The following is a 20,451-nucleotide window of genomic DNA, read 5'->3' as shown; positions in this document are numbered from 1 at the left end:
GATCAGATATTAATCGTTTTTGTAAAAATATTTCCTATTTTCTAAATGTAAAATAATGATGATATACAAAAAGAAGGAAAGACATACCACATATGTCTTTCCTTTTAAAAATATCTAGCCCCAGATAATTTTGACTCCATTTGAATTCTTTTTAGTTATCTACATATGTATCTTTTTTTACGATATCTATCAATTCAGTCCAACTTGTAATGCGGGGAATATTAAGGTAATCATTGTAAGAAGTATTTTTTGCATACACTTTAATTGGTTGTCCTATTAAAGTTTCTAAGACAGCTGGCTTATCATCAAAGAAATAATCTAGCTTTATTTCCTGTATGAAATGTATTTTCTCTTCATCTTTCATCCCATAGAAAAAGCGATCCTCATGTACTGGAAAATTCTTTTCCAGTAACCATCTTTTTGTTTGCTCTCCATGTTCTTTAGGTCGCGCAGTTATATAATATACTTCATGTCCCTGTCTTTCTAATTCTTGTAATGTCTCTACTGCATATGGAAACGGTAAACAAGAAGTATAATAAATTTCATCAAGCAAACTGTTCCACATCTGACCACCTTCCTCGGAAGTCATGCCAAATGCTTCATGAATTTCAATTGTTTTTAAAGAATGAAATACATCCAATCCTACTTCTTTGTTTAATTTTTTGTTATATAAATGAAAAGCATGCTGTCTTAAATCAATTAAAGTATCATCGATATCAAATCCAAACTTCACTCTTCATCGCCCCTTTCTGTACTTCATTTAATGTAAAAAATAAGTAGTTTTTTATTTTCCTTCTTCCTCATATTCACCACATTCAGGATAACCAATAAATCTATAATCTTTTCCAACTTGGGTAAATGATATATCCTTAAATTCAATTGCATCTTGCATTTTAGTAATGCCTGTACCCTCTACAAAGCTAGGTGCCATTCTTCCCCCAATAATCTTAGGTGCGATATACAATACAAGTTTATCCATTAATTTATTTTCAATAAACGATGCATTCACCTCTCCTCCACCTTCAATAAGAAGAGAAGAAACCCCTTTTTGTCCTAAAATATCAAGCATTTCATGTAAATTTATATGTTTTTCTCCACTAGTAACAAACACTTTGACACCTGCATGTTCTAATGCTTGCTTTTTCACTGCATCATGATTATTTGTTGTAAAGATCCAGGTAGCAGCTTCTCCATCTGTAACAACTTTTGATTTCATTGAGATCCGTAAAGTAGAATCTACTATCACCCGAATTGGATTTCGTCCATTTGGAATACGCGTTGTTAATGAAGGGTTATCTTTTTGTACTGTATTAGCCCCTACTAAAATAGCTGCATTTTCATTTCTTATCTGATGTACATCCTGTCTTGCTTCTTCAGATGTAATCCACTTACTATCCGATTCAGACGTAGCAATTTTCCCATCTAATGTAACACCAGATTTAACCGTTACAAATGGGCGTTTTGTCATAATATATTTGTTAAAGACTTCATTCATCTTTCTCGCTTCTTCTTCACAGATTCCTACAATTACTTCAATACCAGCATCTTGTAGAATTCTAATTCCACGTCCAGAAACAAGAGGATTAGGATCAAGTGTAGCAACTACTACTCTTTTAATTCCTGCTTGTACAATTGCTTCTGCACAAGGACCTGTTCTTCCATGATGAGAACAAGGCTCTAGGGTAACATAAATCGTGCCACCACGGGCCTGTTCTGCCGCCATACGTATCGCGTGTATTTCGGCATGTGGTTCCCCCGCCTTCATATGTACTCCGATTCCTACAATTCGATTGTTATTTACAATTACGGATCCAACCAGTGGATTTGGAGTAGTTTGTCCCTTCATAGCCTTAGCATTTTCAAGGGCTAACCTCATATATTTCTCATGCTCACCCATGTAAATGACCTCCCTCAAAATGCCCAGAGCGATGGATTTTCGTTTGTAAATATTTCTCATTGAATTCTGAGACGTCCCCCCATAATGGCTCACGACTCGTAACATTTAATCCTGCTTTTTGCAACGCTTCTAGTTTTCTTGGATTATTTGTAATCAACTTTACAGGTTTTAAGCGTAATGCTTTTAATACCTCAATTGTATCATCGTATTTACGAACGTCATCATCAAAACCTAAATTTAAATTAGCTTCTACTGTATCTAAGCCGTTTTCTTGCAGGATATACGTCATCGCTTTACTAAACAAACCAATTCCTCTTCCCTCATGATTTGCTAGGTAGAATAGAGCGCCTGCGCCATGTTCTGTAATCATTTGTAAGGATTGCTTTAATTGGAACCCACAATCACAACGTTTACTACCAAAAATATCACCCGTATGACAAATACTATGCATACGAATCAGTGCATCTTCAGCATTCTCAAAATCACCGTACACAAGTACACTAGATTGTTGCATATCTGCTAAATTAAGAAATGATAGTTTTTCAATAATACCTTCTATACCATTCGTAACTTCATTAGTTTGTAACCAAGAATACCATTGGAAAATTTTCGTTTCCCCATATAAATTAATTGGTAATTTGATAGGGCCAACAAGATAAATCTCTTTTCCATCTTGATGTATTAATTGAATTTTATCTTCTAACATATGAATTGTATCTGTTGTAACCATTAGGTACCTCCTAGTTTAGAGAATCTCTAAAAAGTTCTCTTCCATTTTATATTTTTTATTATTTAACTTACACAACGTAAGTATTTTTACAAATGATATTCTTGTTCTCTTAGCTTATATTCAATATGTATCATCATATCTTTAGCAAATTAGAGAAAAAAATTCTTAGTTACATAAAATAACTTAGTTACTTTATGTAAGTAAGTATACATTTACAATCAGTTTACGTCAAGTAATTAATTATAAAAAAATTCGTTACTAATTGTAAGATGTTATATAATTTCTTTTAGGAGGTGAAGTAAAATGAATGATTCTACATTATGCCCTCGCTTTGAAAAAGGAATGAGATTTTTTAGTCAAAGATGGACAGCACTAATTATTTTCCAACTTTTCTCTGGATCTCAGCGTTTTTGTACGCTTGAATCTTCTCTTCCTGTCAGCGGAAGATTACTTTCAGAAAGACTAAAGGAATTAGAACAAGAAGGAATTGTAGAGCGTAAGGTCTTTCCTGAGACACCAGTTCGTATAGAATATTCTTTAACTCAAAAACGATTTGCTTTAGAATCCATTATTCGCGGAATAGAAAAATGGTCACAAGAATGGATAGAACTTGAAGAATAGTATAAGAGATTTTTCGTATCTAGCTTTAATTAATCAAATTATGTATATTTAAAACGCTAGCTTTTTCAAGTATTTATGAAAGCTAGCGTTATTTCATGATTGAATAATTAAAAATACTCACTTAATTTTTATGCTTTTAGATAAAAAATAGGAGCAGCCTATCGTGACAGACTCCTCCCCAAAAACAACCATTATATACTTATTGAAAATAAATTTATTTTATTAATAATGAATATTCACCATTGTTATCATCAAATTTATACACATTCAAATAATATTTCCCTGGTTTCGCTACGAATTTTCCCTTTATAGCATTTCCTTCATCTTCACCACAAGCTACGTAATTTTGCATGTCTGATTCATGATAAAGTACCCATGTCATCCCAATGTTTTGTTCATTTACCACAGAAATATCTAATTCTTTTGGAACTGTAACATCAAACGTATAAACATCTGTTTGATCAGGAGCAATCAGATTTCCTTTTACAAGCTTATTAAACGGGAGTACCTTTTCCTCTTCAAGGGATCCACCTGTTTGCGGATCTTGCTTTACAGTAACTTTTGTTTGTTCTTTACTTTCTTTTCCTCTACTATCTTTCACTGTTAGTTCCACAGTATATGTTCCTTTTTCTCCATATACATGGGTAGGGCTGGCTTCAGTACTTGTTGTACCATCTCCAAAGTTCCATAGATAAGAAATAATTTTTCCATCTTCACTTTTTGTGCCATCACTATGGAATTGAATTCCTTCATTTACTATCCCGCTATATGGTCCATTCATATTTACTATAGTCGTTGTTTTTTCTTTTTCCTCAGTTGCAACACCATGGAAAACAATATCATATTCAAACTGATTGGCTGCATTCACACGATAGTTAACAAAATAGGCTGTAACTGTTTTATAGCCGCTCCATCCTTTTTGAGACAACTGCTCCAAGGTTTGATTGATTTGTTTACTCATCGTTTTCCAATCTTCAGATTCACCTTTTGATGTACTACCTATATACTTACCTTCCACAGTAAATGTGTTAAAGAATTGAGACTCATGTTTTGTAATTTTTGCATCTTTTATATTAGTTATATCTACAATTTCTTTCTTCACTTCAGCTAACAGCTTAGGTGCATGTTGTATTAAATAATCATTTGTTACTTGTGGTACATTGTATTTATCTTGATTATCAATCAACTGCTGCATATACGTTTGATATTCTGTATTCAGCTGTGCATCTTTACTTAATGCTTCACGATACACGTCATAATTTTTCACATCGTTTGCACGGATTAAATCCTGGATCTTATCAAAGGTTTCAAAGTGATGATTATATAGATAAGACTGTAGTGCAAAGGAATAATTATAAAAATCCCATGATCCATATTTTGCGAACAAAGTTTGCTTTGCAGTATAACGGCTTGCTGGATCAGATGATAAGCCACTTATAATACTTTTACGTGGAACAACATTATTTGTACGTGTAGATCCTGCAAAGAATTCTGCATTCCCCTCTTGGAACCAAGTTAAGCGTTCATTTTGATATAGTTCTCCACTCCCAAATAAACCAGGAACCTCGTATCTTCCTTGTAAATAATGAGTGAATTCGTGACGGAATAACTCTTCTAGACTATAAATACTCTGTTTTGGTGTACGCTCATATGTAAAGAAAGTACCCTTCTCTTCAATATAAATACCACCGTTGTTCGTTTCATATCCATATAATTGTCTATTTAATTGATAATCATCTGGATTATTATAAATTACAATTGTCAGCACATCATCTGCGTTACCTGGTTCTAGTGCTTTATCATTTCCAATTACACGGTGATATTGTGCCTTTACTTCTTTGGCTGCCCAATATAACTTTTTAATTTTTTCTTCTGTTACTTTATCGCCTGTCTTAAAAACAATAGATCCATCATCAAATGTATATGTTTTAGGTAAGTATTGTAGCTTCCCTTCTTCACGTATTTTCTGTAAATCTACTGCATTTCCATCATAATCTTTTCCACCGTAGTTTGTTTTGATTTGCTCTACCGCTATAAAATAAGGTCCACTTAGACGAGGATACATATTCATCGCTTGTGTAATAACTTCCAATCCTTTGTTTGGATTGCTATGAAATTTCCCTAAACGTCCTGCATAATAAATCCCATTATTAATTAGCCAACTATTCTCAGTTGTTAAATTCCGTATGAGAGCAATTCTACTAACCTCATTTATAAAGTTATCTATCTTTCCATACCACATTGTTGCATTAGGCTTTTTATTCGTTTCCTGCAAATAAGATTGTATATCATAATCAATACCTTTTACGATTTCATATACAGCTTGTTCTTTCGTATAATCATTAGCATACATAGAAAGGTTATCATTAAACTGTTTTAAAATATTTGCTGCATACTGTACTGTTTCAGCATCACTAGAAGCATTACTAATTAATTTTCCATACGCAACTACTACTCTATCTTGCTCAGCTGTACCTAATTTAAAGTTTGGATTTTTTGCAATGGCTTTTAATGCTGGTAAACATTTGTCATGGAAGCTTCTCTCATTTAAGTAACCCAATTCATTATTAAAATATCCCACATAAAAAGCAGAACGTAATATTTCAACGAAAGTTTCAATTCCCATTGAGTCCTCTTTCGTAAAAGATTTCCCTCTTTGTCCTAATTCATCAATGATAACGTTCATACGTTCTCTATTTTGATAAAAAGCTTTCGTCTCTTGATTGAATTGAAATAAGTCTGTAATTTGATTCCATGAAACTCTTGATAACGTATCAAAGAATTCACTATCAGACATTTTATTCAGTTCTGCCAGAGTATAGCTTTGCTTTAATTGCCTTTCATCCTGTTTCTTCACCGAAGTAGGTCGTTGTGAAAAATCGCCTACTTTTAAACGCTCTTCAAAAGTCAAAGTGCCATCTGCTTTTGTAGCATGTGCAATTTCATCTTTTAAAGTTTCTGTCCCGATCGGTTTCATCTGTAACGTATTATAGGGTGCTTTTTCTTCTGCTGAAACCTGTGTTTGTATACTTCCAAATGATAATGCCATCGTACTAATACCAATCATCATTTGAGTAAATTTTAAATTCTTGTTCATAACATTTCCTCCATTTATATATTCCATCTAAAAATATAACATTTTATCTTAATAAATTATTATAAAATGTATTATTTCATATTGAATTACATGAGTTTTCATATAAATTAATATTAAAAATTATTAATAAAAATTTTACATATAATCAAAAAAGGACAAACTACCCAAGGTGAATAGCTTGTCCAAAATTATAAACTCTATGGTTTAACAATATATAATTCAGTTCCGCTAAAAGTCTTTCATTCTCTTTTCAAATCCTACTATTTTTGCACCCGAACGAACAATAGTGAATTAGAATAATGACTTAATACTTGCTAGAATAGTAAGTATTCCTATAACAATTATAAATGCATTGCTCATTATTCAAAATCTACATTAATAAAACTCATGGCAAACTTATGGGTTAATAATTAACGCACGGCAAAGTTATGCTTCCATTTTCTTTGGACAATTAGATAAATATCTTCTAAAATAAGCGATTTCCGGCAAGTTTATGATTCCAAATGCGGCAAAATTATGAGTAAAGTGACAATGTTGTTCTAAAAAGACCTGGTTATGTAGTACGGAAACGATTCTGGGGATCAGGGATCACTATGGGAGGGCAATTACAAATTAAAAAAGAACTTTATTCGAGTTCTTTTAAATAATGAGACTGGATGGCCTACCTAACACCTGTATTTTGACATATTTCTTCATCGTAAATCCCCTTTTCCCTTTTAATCCATTAATACTTGTATTTATATGCATACCACCAATATTGTAACGAGAATATACGCTAAGCAAGATTTTATATGAAAAATCAATCCTATAAGAAATCACAATGTGCCATCCAATCATTTGTTTTACTATTTTTAGCAAAATAAATTCCGCCACCATGAATAATCTTTAAATGTGCTTTTGGATCATCTGTTATTTGAAAAATAAATTCATAATCCGCGGGCCATTGGATACCGGATTGGGCAAAGCAAGCATAGCCCCCTAATTTATGTATATAATGATTTTCTTCAAAAATATCCTCGTAATAGTCAATCTCAATTGTGTTCTCAAGTTCTAAAATTCTATCCTGTATGTTGTTAGGAAAATCTTCAGTATCCCATTGTGGAAATTCATCAACTACTAACTTTGGTATTAAGGGGAAAGGCTTTAGAGTTGGAAAAGTAAGTGACATCTCATTCGGCACTAGTTCCTCTATAGAATCATATTCTCTAATACAAAAATTTCCTGATAAGTTGGATAAGTCTTTTGCAAAGTTTGGAGAAAGAAACACTGCGATGGCTTTCGTGCCTTTTACTGCTTCAGGAACAAAAGGTATTTGAGTTAAATTAAGCATCATGATCGCATACATCTTTTCTTGATAGCGGTCGATTGGGTAAGTTTCATTTGGTAATGAATAGGTAATCCTTCCAATCCAACTTTCATTTATAGATAAATCAGGTCTTTTTCCTCCTGTTTGAAAGAGAGTTGCTTTTTTTCTTAGGATATTCTTAATTTGAACTATTTCCAAAGTATTTCTCCTCCTAAATTTATATTTTATTTTCTCTGTATTTCAATTAATAAGTATATTGTATCAATAATGTGTGTTTTTTGTTATAACGATTCTTTTGAAAGGTGCTGCTAGCAGCAATTTCACGTGTCAGAATCAAATTTGTTTAATCTTTTTTTTAAATGGATTCTTTTTAGTGCTAATTTACTAAGGATTTTCAAAGTGTTTATAATCCAACTTTATTTTATCCCATATTTTTATCAATTGATTGGCAGGGAAATCTGTATATGTTAAAATTCGGATAGAAAATATTACCATCTAATGATTTGACAGCTGTTTTTCATGAGTAAGATTTTATAGTTCTTAATAAACTAGGAGGCTTAAAAATGAAACTTTTAGGAAAAGTAGCTATTATTGGAGCATTAACTATTGGAGGAAGTGTATTTTCCTATACTGCAGGAAGCATTACACCTGCTTCTGCTGAATCTCAATTTATACCGAAAGCATCATCGGTTTTCGATGACTGGCAATGGCAAAACTATTTTTCACTTCATCATAATGCAGACTTCTTACAAGAATTAGCTGTTGGTGATTTAAAGCATGGAGATACTTTGGACATTAAAATTTATACAGGCGGTAAAGATAAAGGTATTGTAAAGATATATCGATTAAGTGAAGATGAGAATGAAGTAGTAAATATGCAAAGATATAAAACAATATATGATACTGGTACTGAGCATAATTATGGTAGATTTGTAACACCTATTACATCAGTTTATGAGCCAGGATCATATGTAGTTGTTATGAAACTTGGAGAAAATTATTATTATGGTGGCAGCTTTAAAATTAAAAAATAATGAAAGTTAATTTCACTAATGATAATATTTTTGATATGATCAATGTATAATAAAAATATAACTTATGTAATAGTCTAGGCGGTATACTTGACCAACGGCCGCTTAGCTAATGAGTTATACCCCTTAGAAAAGGTACCTTGCAGCAGGGGTACCTTTTCTTTTATTTTCAGTGGTAAATTATTTTAAATAGAAGCTATATAGCTAAAAAGTATAATGATTAAATTGTAATTGAAGTGAAGTATGTATCCCATATGAATATTTTTAAATATTAGAAAGAAAATCATTTGAGCGATAGCTGGTATCCCAATGATAGTTAAACATTGTACCCAATTATAGTTATACGTAGAGAGATGGAGTAACCCAAATGAGCTTCCAGACAATATTAAAGAGGCTGTAATTGAAGCGATGGGGCTTATTTTGAAGGATCGTATGATTTTATGCCAAAAGAACAATATAGATACAAACATAATGTTCTCTCCGATTAATTGAATTGCAATCCCAGGCGTTTTGTGAAGCATATTAGTAATCCCTTCATTCTCAATAGGATTAGATGTTCCTTTGAATGTTGTAAAAGATATTAGTACGGCTAAAAATAACAACATAATAGCATAAATAATGAAAGCACAGAAAAAAGAAATTTTTAGCTGCTGGAAAGTGATTTTTTTAGAAAACAAAAGTCTTTGATCTCGCATTATGAATAGGAAAACTAATGAAATAGGAAAAGAAAAATAAATGGATTTAATTATGTATTGCATTAGTATATCTAATTCAATTATATAATTAAGCGTAAATGAAGGAAAAGGTAGGTAGACTGTAATAATACAAAATATGATAAGTATTAGAAACTGCAGATACGTTTTAGTTTGCACTAAGCAATCTAAATATGTGTTGGCAGCACTTAATGCGTTTAAGGTCTGCTTAAACTCTTTAAAAACTGTGTTCATAACACTCCTCCATTTGTATATAAGTAAATGTATTTAATCCATCATTTTATATGCCATTCTTCCCTAATTGTATTAAATGTAATCTTATCTCTACACACTTTATAAAATTTCACGTACCTTATATATTAATTATGTTTAAAATATAGTCACCAAGGGGATTTCTATGCCAAAAGAAAAAGCATCCCTCTGGATGCCTCACTTACCCTATTTATTAATTAAATACATGATATAATGGATACTTCTAAAGGATAAATAAAGAACTATTTCTTCATCCTCTTTTCAACCCAACTAATAAAACTGGTACTTAGTTGCTGTTCTTGCAGCCAGTCTTGTAGTTTTCTATATTCATCCCAATATGTTTCCTGATTCTCTTTTACAAACTCCAATTGGTTCAATTTAGTTGTAAAATATATAAATTGCTCTTCAGTATATGCAGCCATACTTTTTACTTCCTTTTTTGTTTAGTTTAATGTTACTTAATATATGGTTTTGTATAATGTCCATTGTAACAAAGTTCCAATCGATCTATTATTATTTTTAGTAAATGGAGGGGATTTTTTTGAAAAGGGAAAATTTGAGGGTGTTTACTAAAATTTCATTCTTAACAGCATTAACTTCAATTACAATTCTACCAATATCCTTATATATGTTAGCAATGACTTCAAATGAAAATATAGTATCTATTTTACAGGTTTTTATATCAGTTATATTTTTTGCTTCCTTATTTGCTGTTCCTTTAAGCGTCATTTCAATGTTCAGTAAAGAGAATTTAACCAAAAGAATTTTTGTTTTATTGGGAAATTTATTACCAATCGGTCTTTTAACTTATGCTATAATTTTAGAATTTGTAGAGGAATTCTTGCAGACTACACCTTAAAACAAAAAATAGCGAATTTAGGTTTAATAACGTTTAACAGTCTTAAGATTACTTTTAAAGGGTTTAATGAGTTTTTGTACTTATTGTATTGTTGAACCAAATAAAAACTCTTACAAACTAATCTGAGTGTTCGTTTTTAAGTTCTTAAAAATGTTTTTTGGACTTTTGCAAATAAAAGGAAAAGAATTCGTCTTAGGGACCCTTTTCCTTTTATTTTTTAATCTTAGTGTAATCTGTATTGTCCTGTTAATTGCTCTTCAGCCATTCGAACTAAGCGCTTTGTAATTTCTCCACCGACAGAGCCATTTGCACGTGATGATGTATCAGGTCCAAGTGTAACTCCTAATTCACGGGCAATTTCATACTTCATTTGCTCAATAGCGCTTACTGCAGCAGAAATAAGAATTTCATTTGTATTACTTTGGTGTCTTTGAATATTCATAATTGCACCTCCACTATATTTGTATATAACATGTGCTTAATTATGATATTTATACGTAAGTAGACTATTTTCTTCTAGGATTTTTAGGAGAATTCTTTTTCGTTCTCTCTTTCCCATATTCAACTAACTGAACTTGAAAAATATCTGAATCCTGAATTCCTAATACATTCATTTCTTCTCGAAATGAACGCCAGGACTCTACCTATATTGATTTTTCTTGTCCGTTTCTTAATGTGTAGATTCTTGAGTACTCTATAATTAACCCTCCTCAAATGTTAAATAATCTACATTGCACTTCAGTATAACAATAAAACCTCCCGTGAGGACGGTCTCTCTTTACGTTATTTTTTTATAGCTCTACGCTTTCTTATTTTCTCTTTAATATATTTTATGTTACGTATGCCTAAACGAATCGAAGCGAATATAAGGTAAATCATTAAAATGACGTAGACTGCTAACCAACTCATGTACATAAAAGGTTCCTTGAAATGCATTTTCCGTAAGCCAGTTAGTGACCCATATTAGTAAATCTCTGTTTTATTAAACAATTTACTTTAAATATTCCAATAGTCACTATTTATATCACTATTATATTTATATTCGATCTTTTCTTTTCCACACTTTTCACATTTATAAAAACTAGCTGTACCCATCTGTCCTGTTTTAAAATTTTCACTATCTTGAGTTTTAATAAAGTTATATTTATGAATACATTTAGGTTCTTTTGCTTTATTTATCCATTTTCTTAACATAAAGTAATCACTCTCCTTTAAAGAATATTCCTCGTGAATTTCTACATTTATAATAGCCTACTAAATATTCCTATTCAATGGTTAGGTATGCCGTACAAAACCCGCGAAATATTGGTGATATCCCATGTTAATCATATAAAAAATACATAATTAAACAAGAATTTTATATTTAAATTTCATACCAACATATCCGCAAATGAAGTACCCACATTATTCTTCCGTTTCATATGCTTCTCTAAATAGATCTTTGTTGTTTGGATATTTTCATGACCCAACGTTTGCATTAAATGATATAGATCTGCGTTTCCTTGTTCAACTGCCATGATTGCAAAAGCATGACGGAATGTATGCGCCGTTACTGGATTTTCGCGATACAGTAGAAACTCTAAGTTTGTCTTTTTTATCATATCTGTTACCTGATTCGATAACGTTTTTGGATTATAAAAATTCCCTCTTTGATTTACGAATAAAGGACATTCATCTCCCCGATCCAATATCGTTTGGAATCCTCTTCTCCGTCTCATTTCGCTAATACATTGGAATAAATGCTCAGGAATGAAAAGTTCACGTACTTTATCCCCTTTTCCCTTAACCCTTAGCCAATACTTTCCGTCATAATGTAAATCTTTCACTCTCGCGGTGCACAATTCTTGAATTCTTGCACCGGTACTTGCTAGAGATAGTAAAATTGTATAGTTTACTAAATGACCTTGTTCTTTATAAAACCCTAAAATTTTCATTACTTCATCATAGGATAGGTCCCGATTTGGCCGATCCTGTTCATTTACATTTGCACGCTGCAGTTCTTCATGAAGAGGTCTTTTAATATAAGCAAATACATAAAGGTGTTTTAGAAAAGAACGTATAAGTACTGATTTTTTGGCAAGTGTTGCGACCGCGTACGTATCCCCATCCCTACCGTTCTCTACCTGCTTCAACCAAGCATTATATTTACGAATATGCCAAGGCTGCAATGTTTTTAATAAAGAGTCATTTTGCTGTACCTCTTCCCCATTCAAATCGAATTCTTCTGCATGCTGCACCATGCATTGACAAAATGATAAGATTTCAGAAACATAACTCTTTTTCGTATCCTCTTTTCTATTCTTCTTCTCATCCATATCTTTTTGTAAATGTACGAAATGATAAATAACTTCCAGATCACGTAAATACGTATATTTACTCTTTCCCTCTTTTTCTGCAACCTCCATCTTTTCTTCCACCTTATCTACATAACGACTATCATGCAGGAATGGAACCATATATCTTATATTTTCTACATATGTATCTATATCTTCACTTTGATTCATTGTTATAGGTAAGTTCTCTTTTTCATTTTGTTTATCCATATTTCGAATTCACCTCTCCTATTGAAGATTATGAATATAATTCTCTTTATTATCCTTACTTATCATTTTATTTTACTTCTATTAATTATACAAATGATAAATCATTTTCTTTCTGTAAGAATCCTTCATTCTTCTCTATTTAGTTATACATGTAATTTCCTATAATTTTTTATTATATAGATAAACATTTAGCATGATTTCATACAATTTGACAAAACATCTATATATAAGTAAGCATCAAATTTTATCTAACATTAAAATAAAGTTATAAATCACTTTAACATATTGGTATAATGATATTTTATTTTATATTCAAATCATATTTTATATCTAATTAAGAATCTGATATGATATATACATGCTTTATGAATTATAGAGAGTAACTAAGGAGGTATACTTTCATGACACAAGATTTACTGTTTATTACAAAACCTACAGTAACAACAAAAGAAGCAGCAGATTTAATGGGAGTTACCGTTCAGACCGTTCTAAAGAAAGAAAAAGAAGGTCTTATAGAATGTGTATATAAAGATAATTGGAAACAATTCGGAAGTAAAATATTCTATTTAGAAGATATTGAACGGTTAATGAATAACGATGAAATAAAAGGATTAAGTACAAAAAAAGCAGCAGAAATTCTAAATATAGCACCCTCCACTATCTTTACATATATTAAATCCGGAAAATTAAAAGCCTCGATGGTAGAAAAGCGGGGTAAACAAGTATATGTCATTGATGAAGAAGAACTAGAAAATTTCCAGCTCAATTACGAAAAAGCTACAACAAAAGAACGTAAAACATTCATTACTAAGATTCAGGATACAGACATTTATTTATATCAATTATTAATACAGCGACATACAGAAAAAAAAGCTAGGTTAATAGAAATTAATGGATTCGATGGAAAGGTTCTTACAGAAGATGAAGAAATTTTCTCATTATCAGCTTATAAAGAACATGATTATTCCCTTGAACCCTTCCAAAAACACACAGTGATTACGAAGCGAGGCTATTTATCTTTTACATTTAAAAAGCCTCAGTTATTTAATTCTATTACTTATAATCTAATAAATTTATTTTATAAAGAGCTTGGTGTCACAAATATGCGATTGACTACTACACAAGATATCATCAGATTGGAAATTAAACCATTTGTTTTACAGGTAGATCCATTACAGTTCCAAGAAGAGATTAAGTATTTACATTCACATATGAAGTCAGGCTCAATACTCCCTCATGTTGAAGGTATTTATTTTAAAAGTAATGTAGAGCCATTAACTTTTCATGCAGATCATGACTTTAAGCAAAAAGTAATTCAAATGGCTGCTGAATCTGGCATGGGGCAAGAAGAGTTTTTATTACAAGCTGTAAAATCATATATTGAAAAGTTTTGAAGTTTATTTACATCAACTTCCTACGGGTACATTATTTTATTTCCATCCTCCAAGAATTATCTAATCCATATAGTTGTCTTATAAGTAAAAAACGTAGAAATTATAAATTCTTACGTTTTTTACTATATAAGTTGCTACTAATCGCTTATCTATATTTTTAAAAGGTATCAAATTTAAAATTTGATATTCATCCAATCTTAATTCTGTTCCTTCAATTCAGATTGGATTTCTAAATTTATTGGACTTTGTATCTGTTTTTCATCCGAAATCGGCTTCCACCAATTACCTGTTATAAACAACATGGTCAAAAGATTATAACTATCACTGAAATAACTCTCTTTCTTATTCTTCATCCAATCCCAACCGCTATTTACCCATTCTTGATTATTGCTGTTAGTGGTACCAGCGGCAATAAAAGGCGAAACGTATACCGCTGTTGGATAATCACCAATATTTGTTCCATCTAGTTTATAGCCGTCTACAATTTTAGATGGATTACCTTTTGTTTTACCCTTTATCCATGTAGCAACTTTATCAGAAATCACCTTACCTCTCTTTTCTCCATACATCGCATAGTCCATAACAATTCGGAGTGGTACACGACTCGCATTATAGTAATATGAATCAGTATATTTCGATTCATCTAAAAAATCTTTTGGTGCAGGCTGTGGTGGATTTTTCACAACAAAATCAGAAATCAATCCTGTCTTTGGTGAATATTTATTTGTGAAATTTGTATAAGTATTGTAGAGATTATCAATAACATTAAGCCAAGTTTTATCTCCTGTAAATTCGTAGAATGCCCTTAAATGAGACATCATCCAGTCGGATGGTCTAGTATCAAATGTACTTTTGTCTCCCCAATCCCCTAAATTCAAACCGTTATTTTTGGTCACATTACTAGCCTTAATACCTTTTGTAATCATATTTTGAGCTTCTTTTAAATAATTTATTTTCCCACTTGATCCCCATTGCTTATGAGCAAGAAGAAGTGAGTAAGCAATGTCTAAATCCCCATCTGTTGCAGAATCAAAATGCCCTTGTGCTTTCTTGTCATCTGCTACAACCCACCCCATTAAATTTGGGTTTATGGAACTTTTAAAAGCTCTTGCTGTTTTAAATAAGCCATCATAAATTGTCTGAGCATTTGAATCATGTCCTGCCATTAAAACTGTAATAATCATCCCATATCCTTGTCCTTCTGAAGTTCCTAATGGTCTAAACCCATCTGGATTTCCCGTAATCTCACCCTTAACATAATACCCACCAGGAAGTGATGATAAATCATTCTTTAGATACTTCTTTTTCCAATCGTTATAATAATTTTTAACTGCATTATTCAGGCTTTCCTGTGAAACATGATTCGGTTTTAAAATCCCTGAGTAATTTACTTGTTGAGGAAAAGGTTTCATCTCCTTAGCGACAGCCGATACTTGAGTAGAATTTGTTATAATAGAAGAATTGATTTTGTGTCCATTTTTTATTAATGTATCATTGTCTAAAGATGCTGCTGAAATACAATTAGTATAGCCTGCAAACCCAATCCCACATGCACATATAACGGTGAATATCGTTCTTTTTCGTCTCATTTTTTTGTCTCCCTTAAAATAAATTTTAAAATTCAGATAAAATTTGTATTTCTATGATAATTGCTTCCATAACAAAGGTACCCTTTTTTTGAAAGATTTGGAATACAGTTAGATATTTTTCAAACGAAGTCTGACTTGGTATATTTTTTATACTTTTCTAATATAAGAGTACTCATCTAAGCAATATCTATAACTTATGGTAGTTAATACTTGAAATAGTTAACATAAATAATGTTATGCACATTAAAAAATAATTAAAATTATCATACAGCCACTAAATATTACTATGTAGTGACGGTAACTCAAATAATTTTTAATAATTAATAGACAACTAATTTTATTCATATCAAAAACTATATTATAATAATAATATCCCCTTATAAATCTTAGATAAAAGGAATATAATGCTACAAAATAACAGATTTGAAAAACCTTGTTCAAAATTCGTCTAAATTTACATTTTCAACTATTTTTAAAGGAGAATTCTAATCAAAACATATTAATTACTATACTTTTGGGGAATAATCACACATTTCTATTAAGGTAAATTTATTTTCTTGGACTAATCCGCACTTCTGTTTCAAGCGCATTCGTATTTTAGATTCAACAGTATTTCAACTTCCTAATATATTTTCATCAATTTATCCTGGCACGGGAGGATGCAGCTATACAACTGGAGTAAAGATACAGCCTAAATATAATTTATCAAAAGGACAATACCTTCATATTGATACAGGTATAGGAAGTTATTTCTAACAATTACTTTAAAACAGGAAATTCATAAATATATAATTATGTGTGTATTAATATTTATTTATATAACCTCTAAATGAATGCTTTTCATATTTATTTGGATATAAATCATTAATCATTGCATACGGACTACCATTCCAGTATCTTATTAATGGAGTCCATAATCTATGCCTTTTTAGCCAATTCATTGTATATTTCTGCAATAATTGATTATCTGTCAGCTTTTCTTTTTCCTCAATTGTCCATCGTAATGCTTCAAGCGCTTTTTCTTTCGTCCAAAAATTTAATGGTGTCATTTTAAATTCCCATTCCTTAAATCGATTCGGATATACATCATTAATCATCGCATACGGGCTATTTTCATATTTAAGCTTCAATAAGCCTTGTAGTCGATACTTCACAATTAATGCGTTATTCCAATACTGTTTAATCTGTTCTTCGTTCCAATTTAAAATATTTGTAACTAGATACCTTGTTACTCTTTTGGCCATATCGTTGTTTTTATCTGAATTCCAAGTATTTCTTGGGAATCTATTTCTTTTTCTATCTAATATCTCCTGATAAATTTCCTCTATAGTAATTGCTTTGATCTGCATTTCACAATCTTCATTCCTTTCCAACCTTATAAATAAAGAAAATTCCAAATTTGTTATATAGGTTAATACTATTGTCTTGTTATTCTAGGGAAAAACTTCAATAATGCTTTTCAAGAAAATTAATGTTGATATTTATAAAATAATTTATGTATACGGTAGATTTAATAGTTAAATCCCCAATCTACAATTAGGAGAATTATTTAATACTAATTATCGAAGCCTCTTTGGACGGAAGTCTTCTTTTTCTGAAATAATTAATTTTGTAATATTGATACATTTCGTACGCTAATTGGCGCTGCTATCTTATATTAGATATACCAATTGCTATAATTGAAATATCACTAATATGTATGCATTTGTTATAATAAGCCTTATTTCTTTATTAATAATTGTTAAATACCTTTTATGTATAAACATCCAGTCAATGTCTGTTCAATTCTTACATAAGTATCCAGGGGAAATAAATAATAAAAATAAAAAAGACTACTGCATTATAAAAGTTACAATAGTCTTTTTTATTACTCCTATATCATAATCAATATGTTTATATTTATTTTTCTTTGCCTTGTTTCTCAATAATAAATTTCGAAACTAATTCTGATAATGCTTCTACTTTTTCTTTTATTTTGTTAGATTGATTCGAAATTTCTTCAATTGAGGCTGCCTGTGATTGGATTGACTGTACCGTTTGAGTTGTTTCCTTAGCTACTTGCGTTGCAGTTTCAGAAACATTCGACATAGAGGCATTAACTTCTTCTGTACCGGCAGAGATTTCTTCTGTCGCTGCAGATACTTCTTGAATTTGACTAGTGATTTTATTAATAGCTACCATAATAGATGAGAATGCTTCATCCGCTTTATTAGCAGTTTCTTTTCCTTCCAACGCTTTTTGTTGACCTTTTTGCATTGCATCAACTGTATCTTTTGTATCTCGTTGGATTAATTGTATTAAATGATTGATTTCACTTGCGGATTTTTTAGACTTATCGGCTAAATCCCCAACTTCTGCTGCTACCACTGCAAATCCTTTTCCATTTTCTCCAGCACGTGCAGCTTCAATCGAAGCGTTTAAGGCAAGAAGGTTTGTTTGTTCAGCAATATTAGTAATCGCATCCAGAGCTTTATCAATTTGCTGTGTACGCATAACAAGTCCCTCTATTACTGTGGATGTTTCTTCAACAACCTCATGAATACTATTCATTTGAAGGATAGATTGTTTAATTACTTCACTACCAGAATTGACCTGTTCTGTTGTTGTGACCGCCACTTCTGTAACCGTTGCTGAAGACTCAGCTACAGTTTGAACGCCTGTCGCAATTTCTTCCATTGATGAAGAACTTTCTTGAATACTAGTAACTTGTCCTTCTATTTTTTTATCAACCTCAGAAATAGTTTGAACTACCTCTCTTGATATATGAGATGCTCGTTTAGTATCTTGCAACATCCCATTGGTAGAAGAAATGACCTCTTGAGTTGTGATTTTTACTTCTCCAATTAATTGTTGTAAGTTATCCAACATACTATTAAAAGACCTTACAATACTTCCTAATTCATTATCCGATTTATAAGAAGTACGTATCGTTAAATCACCTGCAGATACCTTTTCCATATCTCTTTCTAATAATACAATTGGTTGTCTAATTGCACTTTTAATGATATAGCCAATAAAAATAACGATTGCGATTGCTATAATAGAGATACTAACAAACAGCATTATAGTATTTGTTGCACTGGCTGTATTATTTTTTTGTAATTGATCTGCATTATTATTATTAACCTGAATGAGCTCACGAATAGCCTGCACTGCCTTTTTCATATTAGGGTCAACTTCTTTCAGATAATAAGCATATGCTTCTTCATTATTAGATTGTCCCAAATCTTGTACTTTCCTCAGTTGTGTTCTTAATTCATTAAATACTTCATGAAATGTTGTATACAATTCTTTTTCTTTGTTAGAACTGACTCTAGACTCAAACTTCTTTATTAACTGATCAGTTTCTGAACGAGCTTCATCTATTTCTGTCAAAAGCTCTTTTATTCTTTTTTGATCTTTTGATAGAATAGTTTCCTTTACATTCATATTGATTAGATAAAAATTAGACTCTATAGCTCCTATCCACTGAATTGGTAACAAACTATCTTCATACATCGTATTAGATGCATGCTCCCCTTTTTTCAGGCCAATAAATCCTAGGATAGATAATATTATACAAGCCACACTTGCTATAATTACCAATACACTTAATGTTGTGCCAATTTTACTATTTTTTAAAAACGACAATTAACTCCACCTCATTGTTATATTATGATTAAATAATTTTATGTGTAAAAATATAAGAAATTTAATAATTTTATATCCATTAAAAAATCGTATAAAGTTTTCTAAAATAAGAAAGTTTGTACTTAAATCCAGATTTAAAAATAGTCCGGTAAAAAGAGCGTGTTTTCATCTATTTATCTAAACACGCTCCTGCAAATATTTAAACCCTATAGTCATTGCTTATTCCATTCTGATTTCCTTTTTACTAATCCATATCTTTTTATATACGATTATCATGCCAGAAGTTTATTGGAAAATGATCATTCTCATTATAAGCTTCAAATTCATAACCTTTTTCTTTTAATCCTTTTATAATTGCTGGAACTGCCGCGACAGATTGGGGATGAATATCATGCATTAATACAATTTCTTTTGAAGATGTCGCACCTACCAATACATTTTGCACAATTTTTGCGGCTGCTACATTAACGGCTAATTTATTGTATTTCCAATCTAAAGAATCAATTGTCCAATCCCATACTTTTAAATCATTTCCGACCACTTGATTTCGAAGTGATTCATTTAAGCCAGGCATTGATCCATATGGTGGCCGTGTTAATTTTGGTGAATTTCCAATAACATTTTTAATTAAAGATTGATCCTCTTTCATTTCCTTAACATATTCCTTATTGGTGTATAACCTTTTAAAATCATGTGTCATGCTATGCATGCCAACATAATGGCTCTCTACATGCTCTCGTTTCACTAAATCTGGGAACCTTTTCACATTATCACCAATTAAAAAGAATG

At 31.1% G+C, this 20,451-nt stretch carries 17 protein-coding genes and 3 pseudogenes; 5 read left to right on the top strand and 15 right to left on the bottom strand.

The window, feature by feature from the left end; all coding sequences use genetic code 11:
- Window positions 1-151 precede the first annotated feature (151 nt).
- The 3 genes from CER22_RS25995 to CER22_RS25980 are packed head-to-tail and all read right to left on the bottom strand — an operon-like array spanning window position 152 to window position 2,627.
- The gene (locus CER22_RS25995; RefSeq protein WP_088609985.1) at window positions 152-733 is read right to left on the bottom strand and encodes a 5' nucleotidase, NT5C type; all 582 of its coding nucleotides are present in this window, start codon (window positions 731-733) and stop codon (window positions 152-154) included.
- Between the two features lie 51 nt (window positions 734-784).
- Window positions 785-1,897 carry a bifunctional diaminohydroxyphosphoribosylaminopyrimidine deaminase/5-amino-6-(5-phosphoribosylamino)uracil reductase RibD gene (ribD, locus tag CER22_RS25985; RefSeq protein WP_142293568.1) on the bottom strand — a complete coding sequence of 371 codons (1,113 nt, stop codon included), beginning with the start codon at window positions 1,895-1,897 and terminating at the stop codon, window positions 785-787.
- Window positions 1,890-2,627, bottom strand: a complete 738-nt coding sequence (locus CER22_RS25980) for a GTP cyclohydrolase II (RefSeq protein WP_088609983.1) — start codon at window positions 2,625-2,627, stop codon at window positions 1,890-1,892. Before CER22_RS25980 ends, ribD begins: the two co-directional genes overlap by 8 nt.
- Window positions 2,628-2,930: 303 nt before the next feature.
- On the opposite strand from CER22_RS25980, the gene CER22_RS25975 reads away from it, so the two are divergent.
- Window positions 2,931-3,248, top strand: coding sequence for a winged helix-turn-helix transcriptional regulator (locus CER22_RS25975; RefSeq protein ID WP_088609982.1), 318 nt, complete (start codon window positions 2,931-2,933; stop codon window positions 3,246-3,248).
- A gap of 214 nt (window positions 3,249-3,462) precedes the next feature.
- Here the strand turns inward: CER22_RS25975 and colA are convergent, their stop codons facing one another.
- Complete coding sequence (gene colA / locus CER22_RS25970; protein WP_088609981.1) at window positions 3,463-6,345, bottom strand: collagenase ColA; 2,883 nt, start codon at window positions 6,343-6,345, stop codon at window positions 3,463-3,465.
- 805 nt (window positions 6,346-7,150) lie between these two features.
- Complete coding sequence (locus CER22_RS25960; protein ID WP_088609980.1) at window positions 7,151-7,849, bottom strand: DUF1963 domain-containing protein; 699 nt, start codon at window positions 7,847-7,849, stop codon at window positions 7,151-7,153.
- 365 nt (window positions 7,850-8,214) lie between these two features.
- On the opposite strand from CER22_RS25960, the gene CER22_RS25955 reads away from it, so the two are divergent.
- Window positions 8,215-8,685 carry a DUF5065 family protein gene (locus tag CER22_RS25955; protein ID WP_088609979.1) on the top strand — a complete coding sequence of 157 codons (471 nt, stop codon included), beginning with the start codon at window positions 8,215-8,217 and terminating at the stop codon, window positions 8,683-8,685.
- 182 nt (window positions 8,686-8,867) lie between these two features.
- Here the strand turns inward: CER22_RS25955 and CER22_RS25950 are convergent, their stop codons facing one another.
- Together CER22_RS25950 and CER22_RS25945 are read right to left on the bottom strand one after the other, a co-directional pair.
- The gene (locus CER22_RS25950) at window positions 8,868-9,629 is read right to left on the bottom strand and encodes a hypothetical protein (RefSeq protein ID WP_088609978.1); all 762 of its coding nucleotides are present in this window, start codon (window positions 9,627-9,629) and stop codon (window positions 8,868-8,870) included.
- Window positions 9,630-9,889: 260 nt separating this feature from the next.
- Entirely contained in the window at window positions 9,890-10,069 is a 180-nt protein-coding gene (locus tag CER22_RS25945) for a hypothetical protein (RefSeq protein WP_088609977.1), read from the bottom strand.
- Window positions 10,070-10,188: 119 nt separating this feature from the next.
- Between CER22_RS25945 and CER22_RS25940 the strand changes: the two genes are divergently transcribed.
- Window positions 10,189-10,506, top strand: a complete 318-nt coding sequence (locus CER22_RS25940) for a 2-acyl-glycerophospho-ethanolamine acyltransferase (RefSeq protein WP_088609976.1) — start codon at window positions 10,189-10,191, stop codon at window positions 10,504-10,506.
- Window positions 10,507-10,729: 223 nt separating this feature from the next.
- Here the strand turns inward: CER22_RS25940 and CER22_RS25935 are convergent, their stop codons facing one another.
- The 4 genes and pseudogenes from CER22_RS25935 to CER22_RS25920 form a co-directional block, all read right to left on the bottom strand.
- The gene (locus tag CER22_RS25935; protein WP_088609975.1) at window positions 10,730-10,948 is read right to left on the bottom strand and encodes an alpha/beta-type small acid-soluble spore protein; all 219 of its coding nucleotides are present in this window, start codon (window positions 10,946-10,948) and stop codon (window positions 10,730-10,732) included.
- Window positions 10,949-11,289: 341 nt separating this feature from the next.
- Window positions 11,290-11,470 (bottom strand): annotated as a pseudogene (locus tag CER22_RS34230) (hypothetical protein); the annotation flags it as partial.
- Between the two features lie 32 nt (window positions 11,471-11,502).
- The gene (locus CER22_RS25925) at window positions 11,503-11,700 is read right to left on the bottom strand and encodes a hypothetical protein (RefSeq protein ID WP_088609974.1); all 198 of its coding nucleotides are present in this window, start codon (window positions 11,698-11,700) and stop codon (window positions 11,503-11,505) included.
- 176 nt (window positions 11,701-11,876) lie between these two features.
- Window positions 11,877-13,049, bottom strand: coding sequence for a tyrosine-type recombinase/integrase (locus tag CER22_RS25920; RefSeq protein ID WP_088609973.1), 1,173 nt, complete (start codon window positions 13,047-13,049; stop codon window positions 11,877-11,879).
- A gap of 401 nt (window positions 13,050-13,450) precedes the next feature.
- Here CER22_RS25920 and CER22_RS25915 point away from each other — a divergent pair, with 401 nt between their 5' ends.
- Window positions 13,451-14,443, top strand: coding sequence for a helix-turn-helix domain-containing protein (locus CER22_RS25915; protein ID WP_088609972.1), 993 nt, complete (start codon window positions 13,451-13,453; stop codon window positions 14,441-14,443).
- A 197-nt stretch (window positions 14,444-14,640) separates the two neighbouring features.
- Here CER22_RS25915 and CER22_RS25910 read toward each other — a convergent pair whose 3' ends face one another.
- Complete coding sequence (locus CER22_RS25910) at window positions 14,641-16,032, bottom strand: glycosyl hydrolase family 8 (protein ID WP_088609971.1); 1,392 nt, start codon at window positions 16,030-16,032, stop codon at window positions 14,641-14,643.
- 579 nt (window positions 16,033-16,611) lie between these two features.
- On the opposite strand from CER22_RS25910, the pseudogene CER22_RS33840 reads away from it, so the two are divergent.
- A pseudogene (locus CER22_RS33840) lies at window positions 16,612-16,776 on the top strand (IS4 family transposase); the annotation flags it as partial.
- Window positions 16,777-16,838: 62 nt separating this feature from the next.
- Here CER22_RS33840 and CER22_RS25905 read toward each other — a convergent pair.
- From CER22_RS25905 to CER22_RS25895, 3 genes and pseudogenes are all read right to left on the bottom strand, one after another.
- A pseudogene (locus CER22_RS25905) lies at window positions 16,839-17,381 on the bottom strand (DUF4046 domain-containing protein); the annotation flags it as partial.
- A gap of 550 nt (window positions 17,382-17,931) precedes the next feature.
- Window positions 17,932-19,662: a methyl-accepting chemotaxis protein gene (locus tag CER22_RS25900; RefSeq protein ID WP_088609969.1), complete on the bottom strand. Its 1,731-nt coding sequence runs from the start codon at window positions 19,660-19,662 to the stop codon at window positions 17,932-17,934.
- 259 nt (window positions 19,663-19,921) lie between these two features.
- Window positions 19,922-20,451: polysaccharide deacetylase family protein (locus CER22_RS25895; RefSeq protein WP_179211940.1), on the bottom strand; the 530-nt coding region annotated here is incomplete at its 5' end.

It is taken from the genome of Bacillus sp. K2I17 (genome assembly GCF_002209985.1).
Lineage (GTDB): Bacteria > Bacillota > Bacilli > Bacillales > Bacillaceae_G > Bacillus_A > Bacillus_A wiedmannii.
Note: the sequence above shows the minus strand (reverse complement) of the source record. Positions and strands in the feature narration are given on the sequence as shown.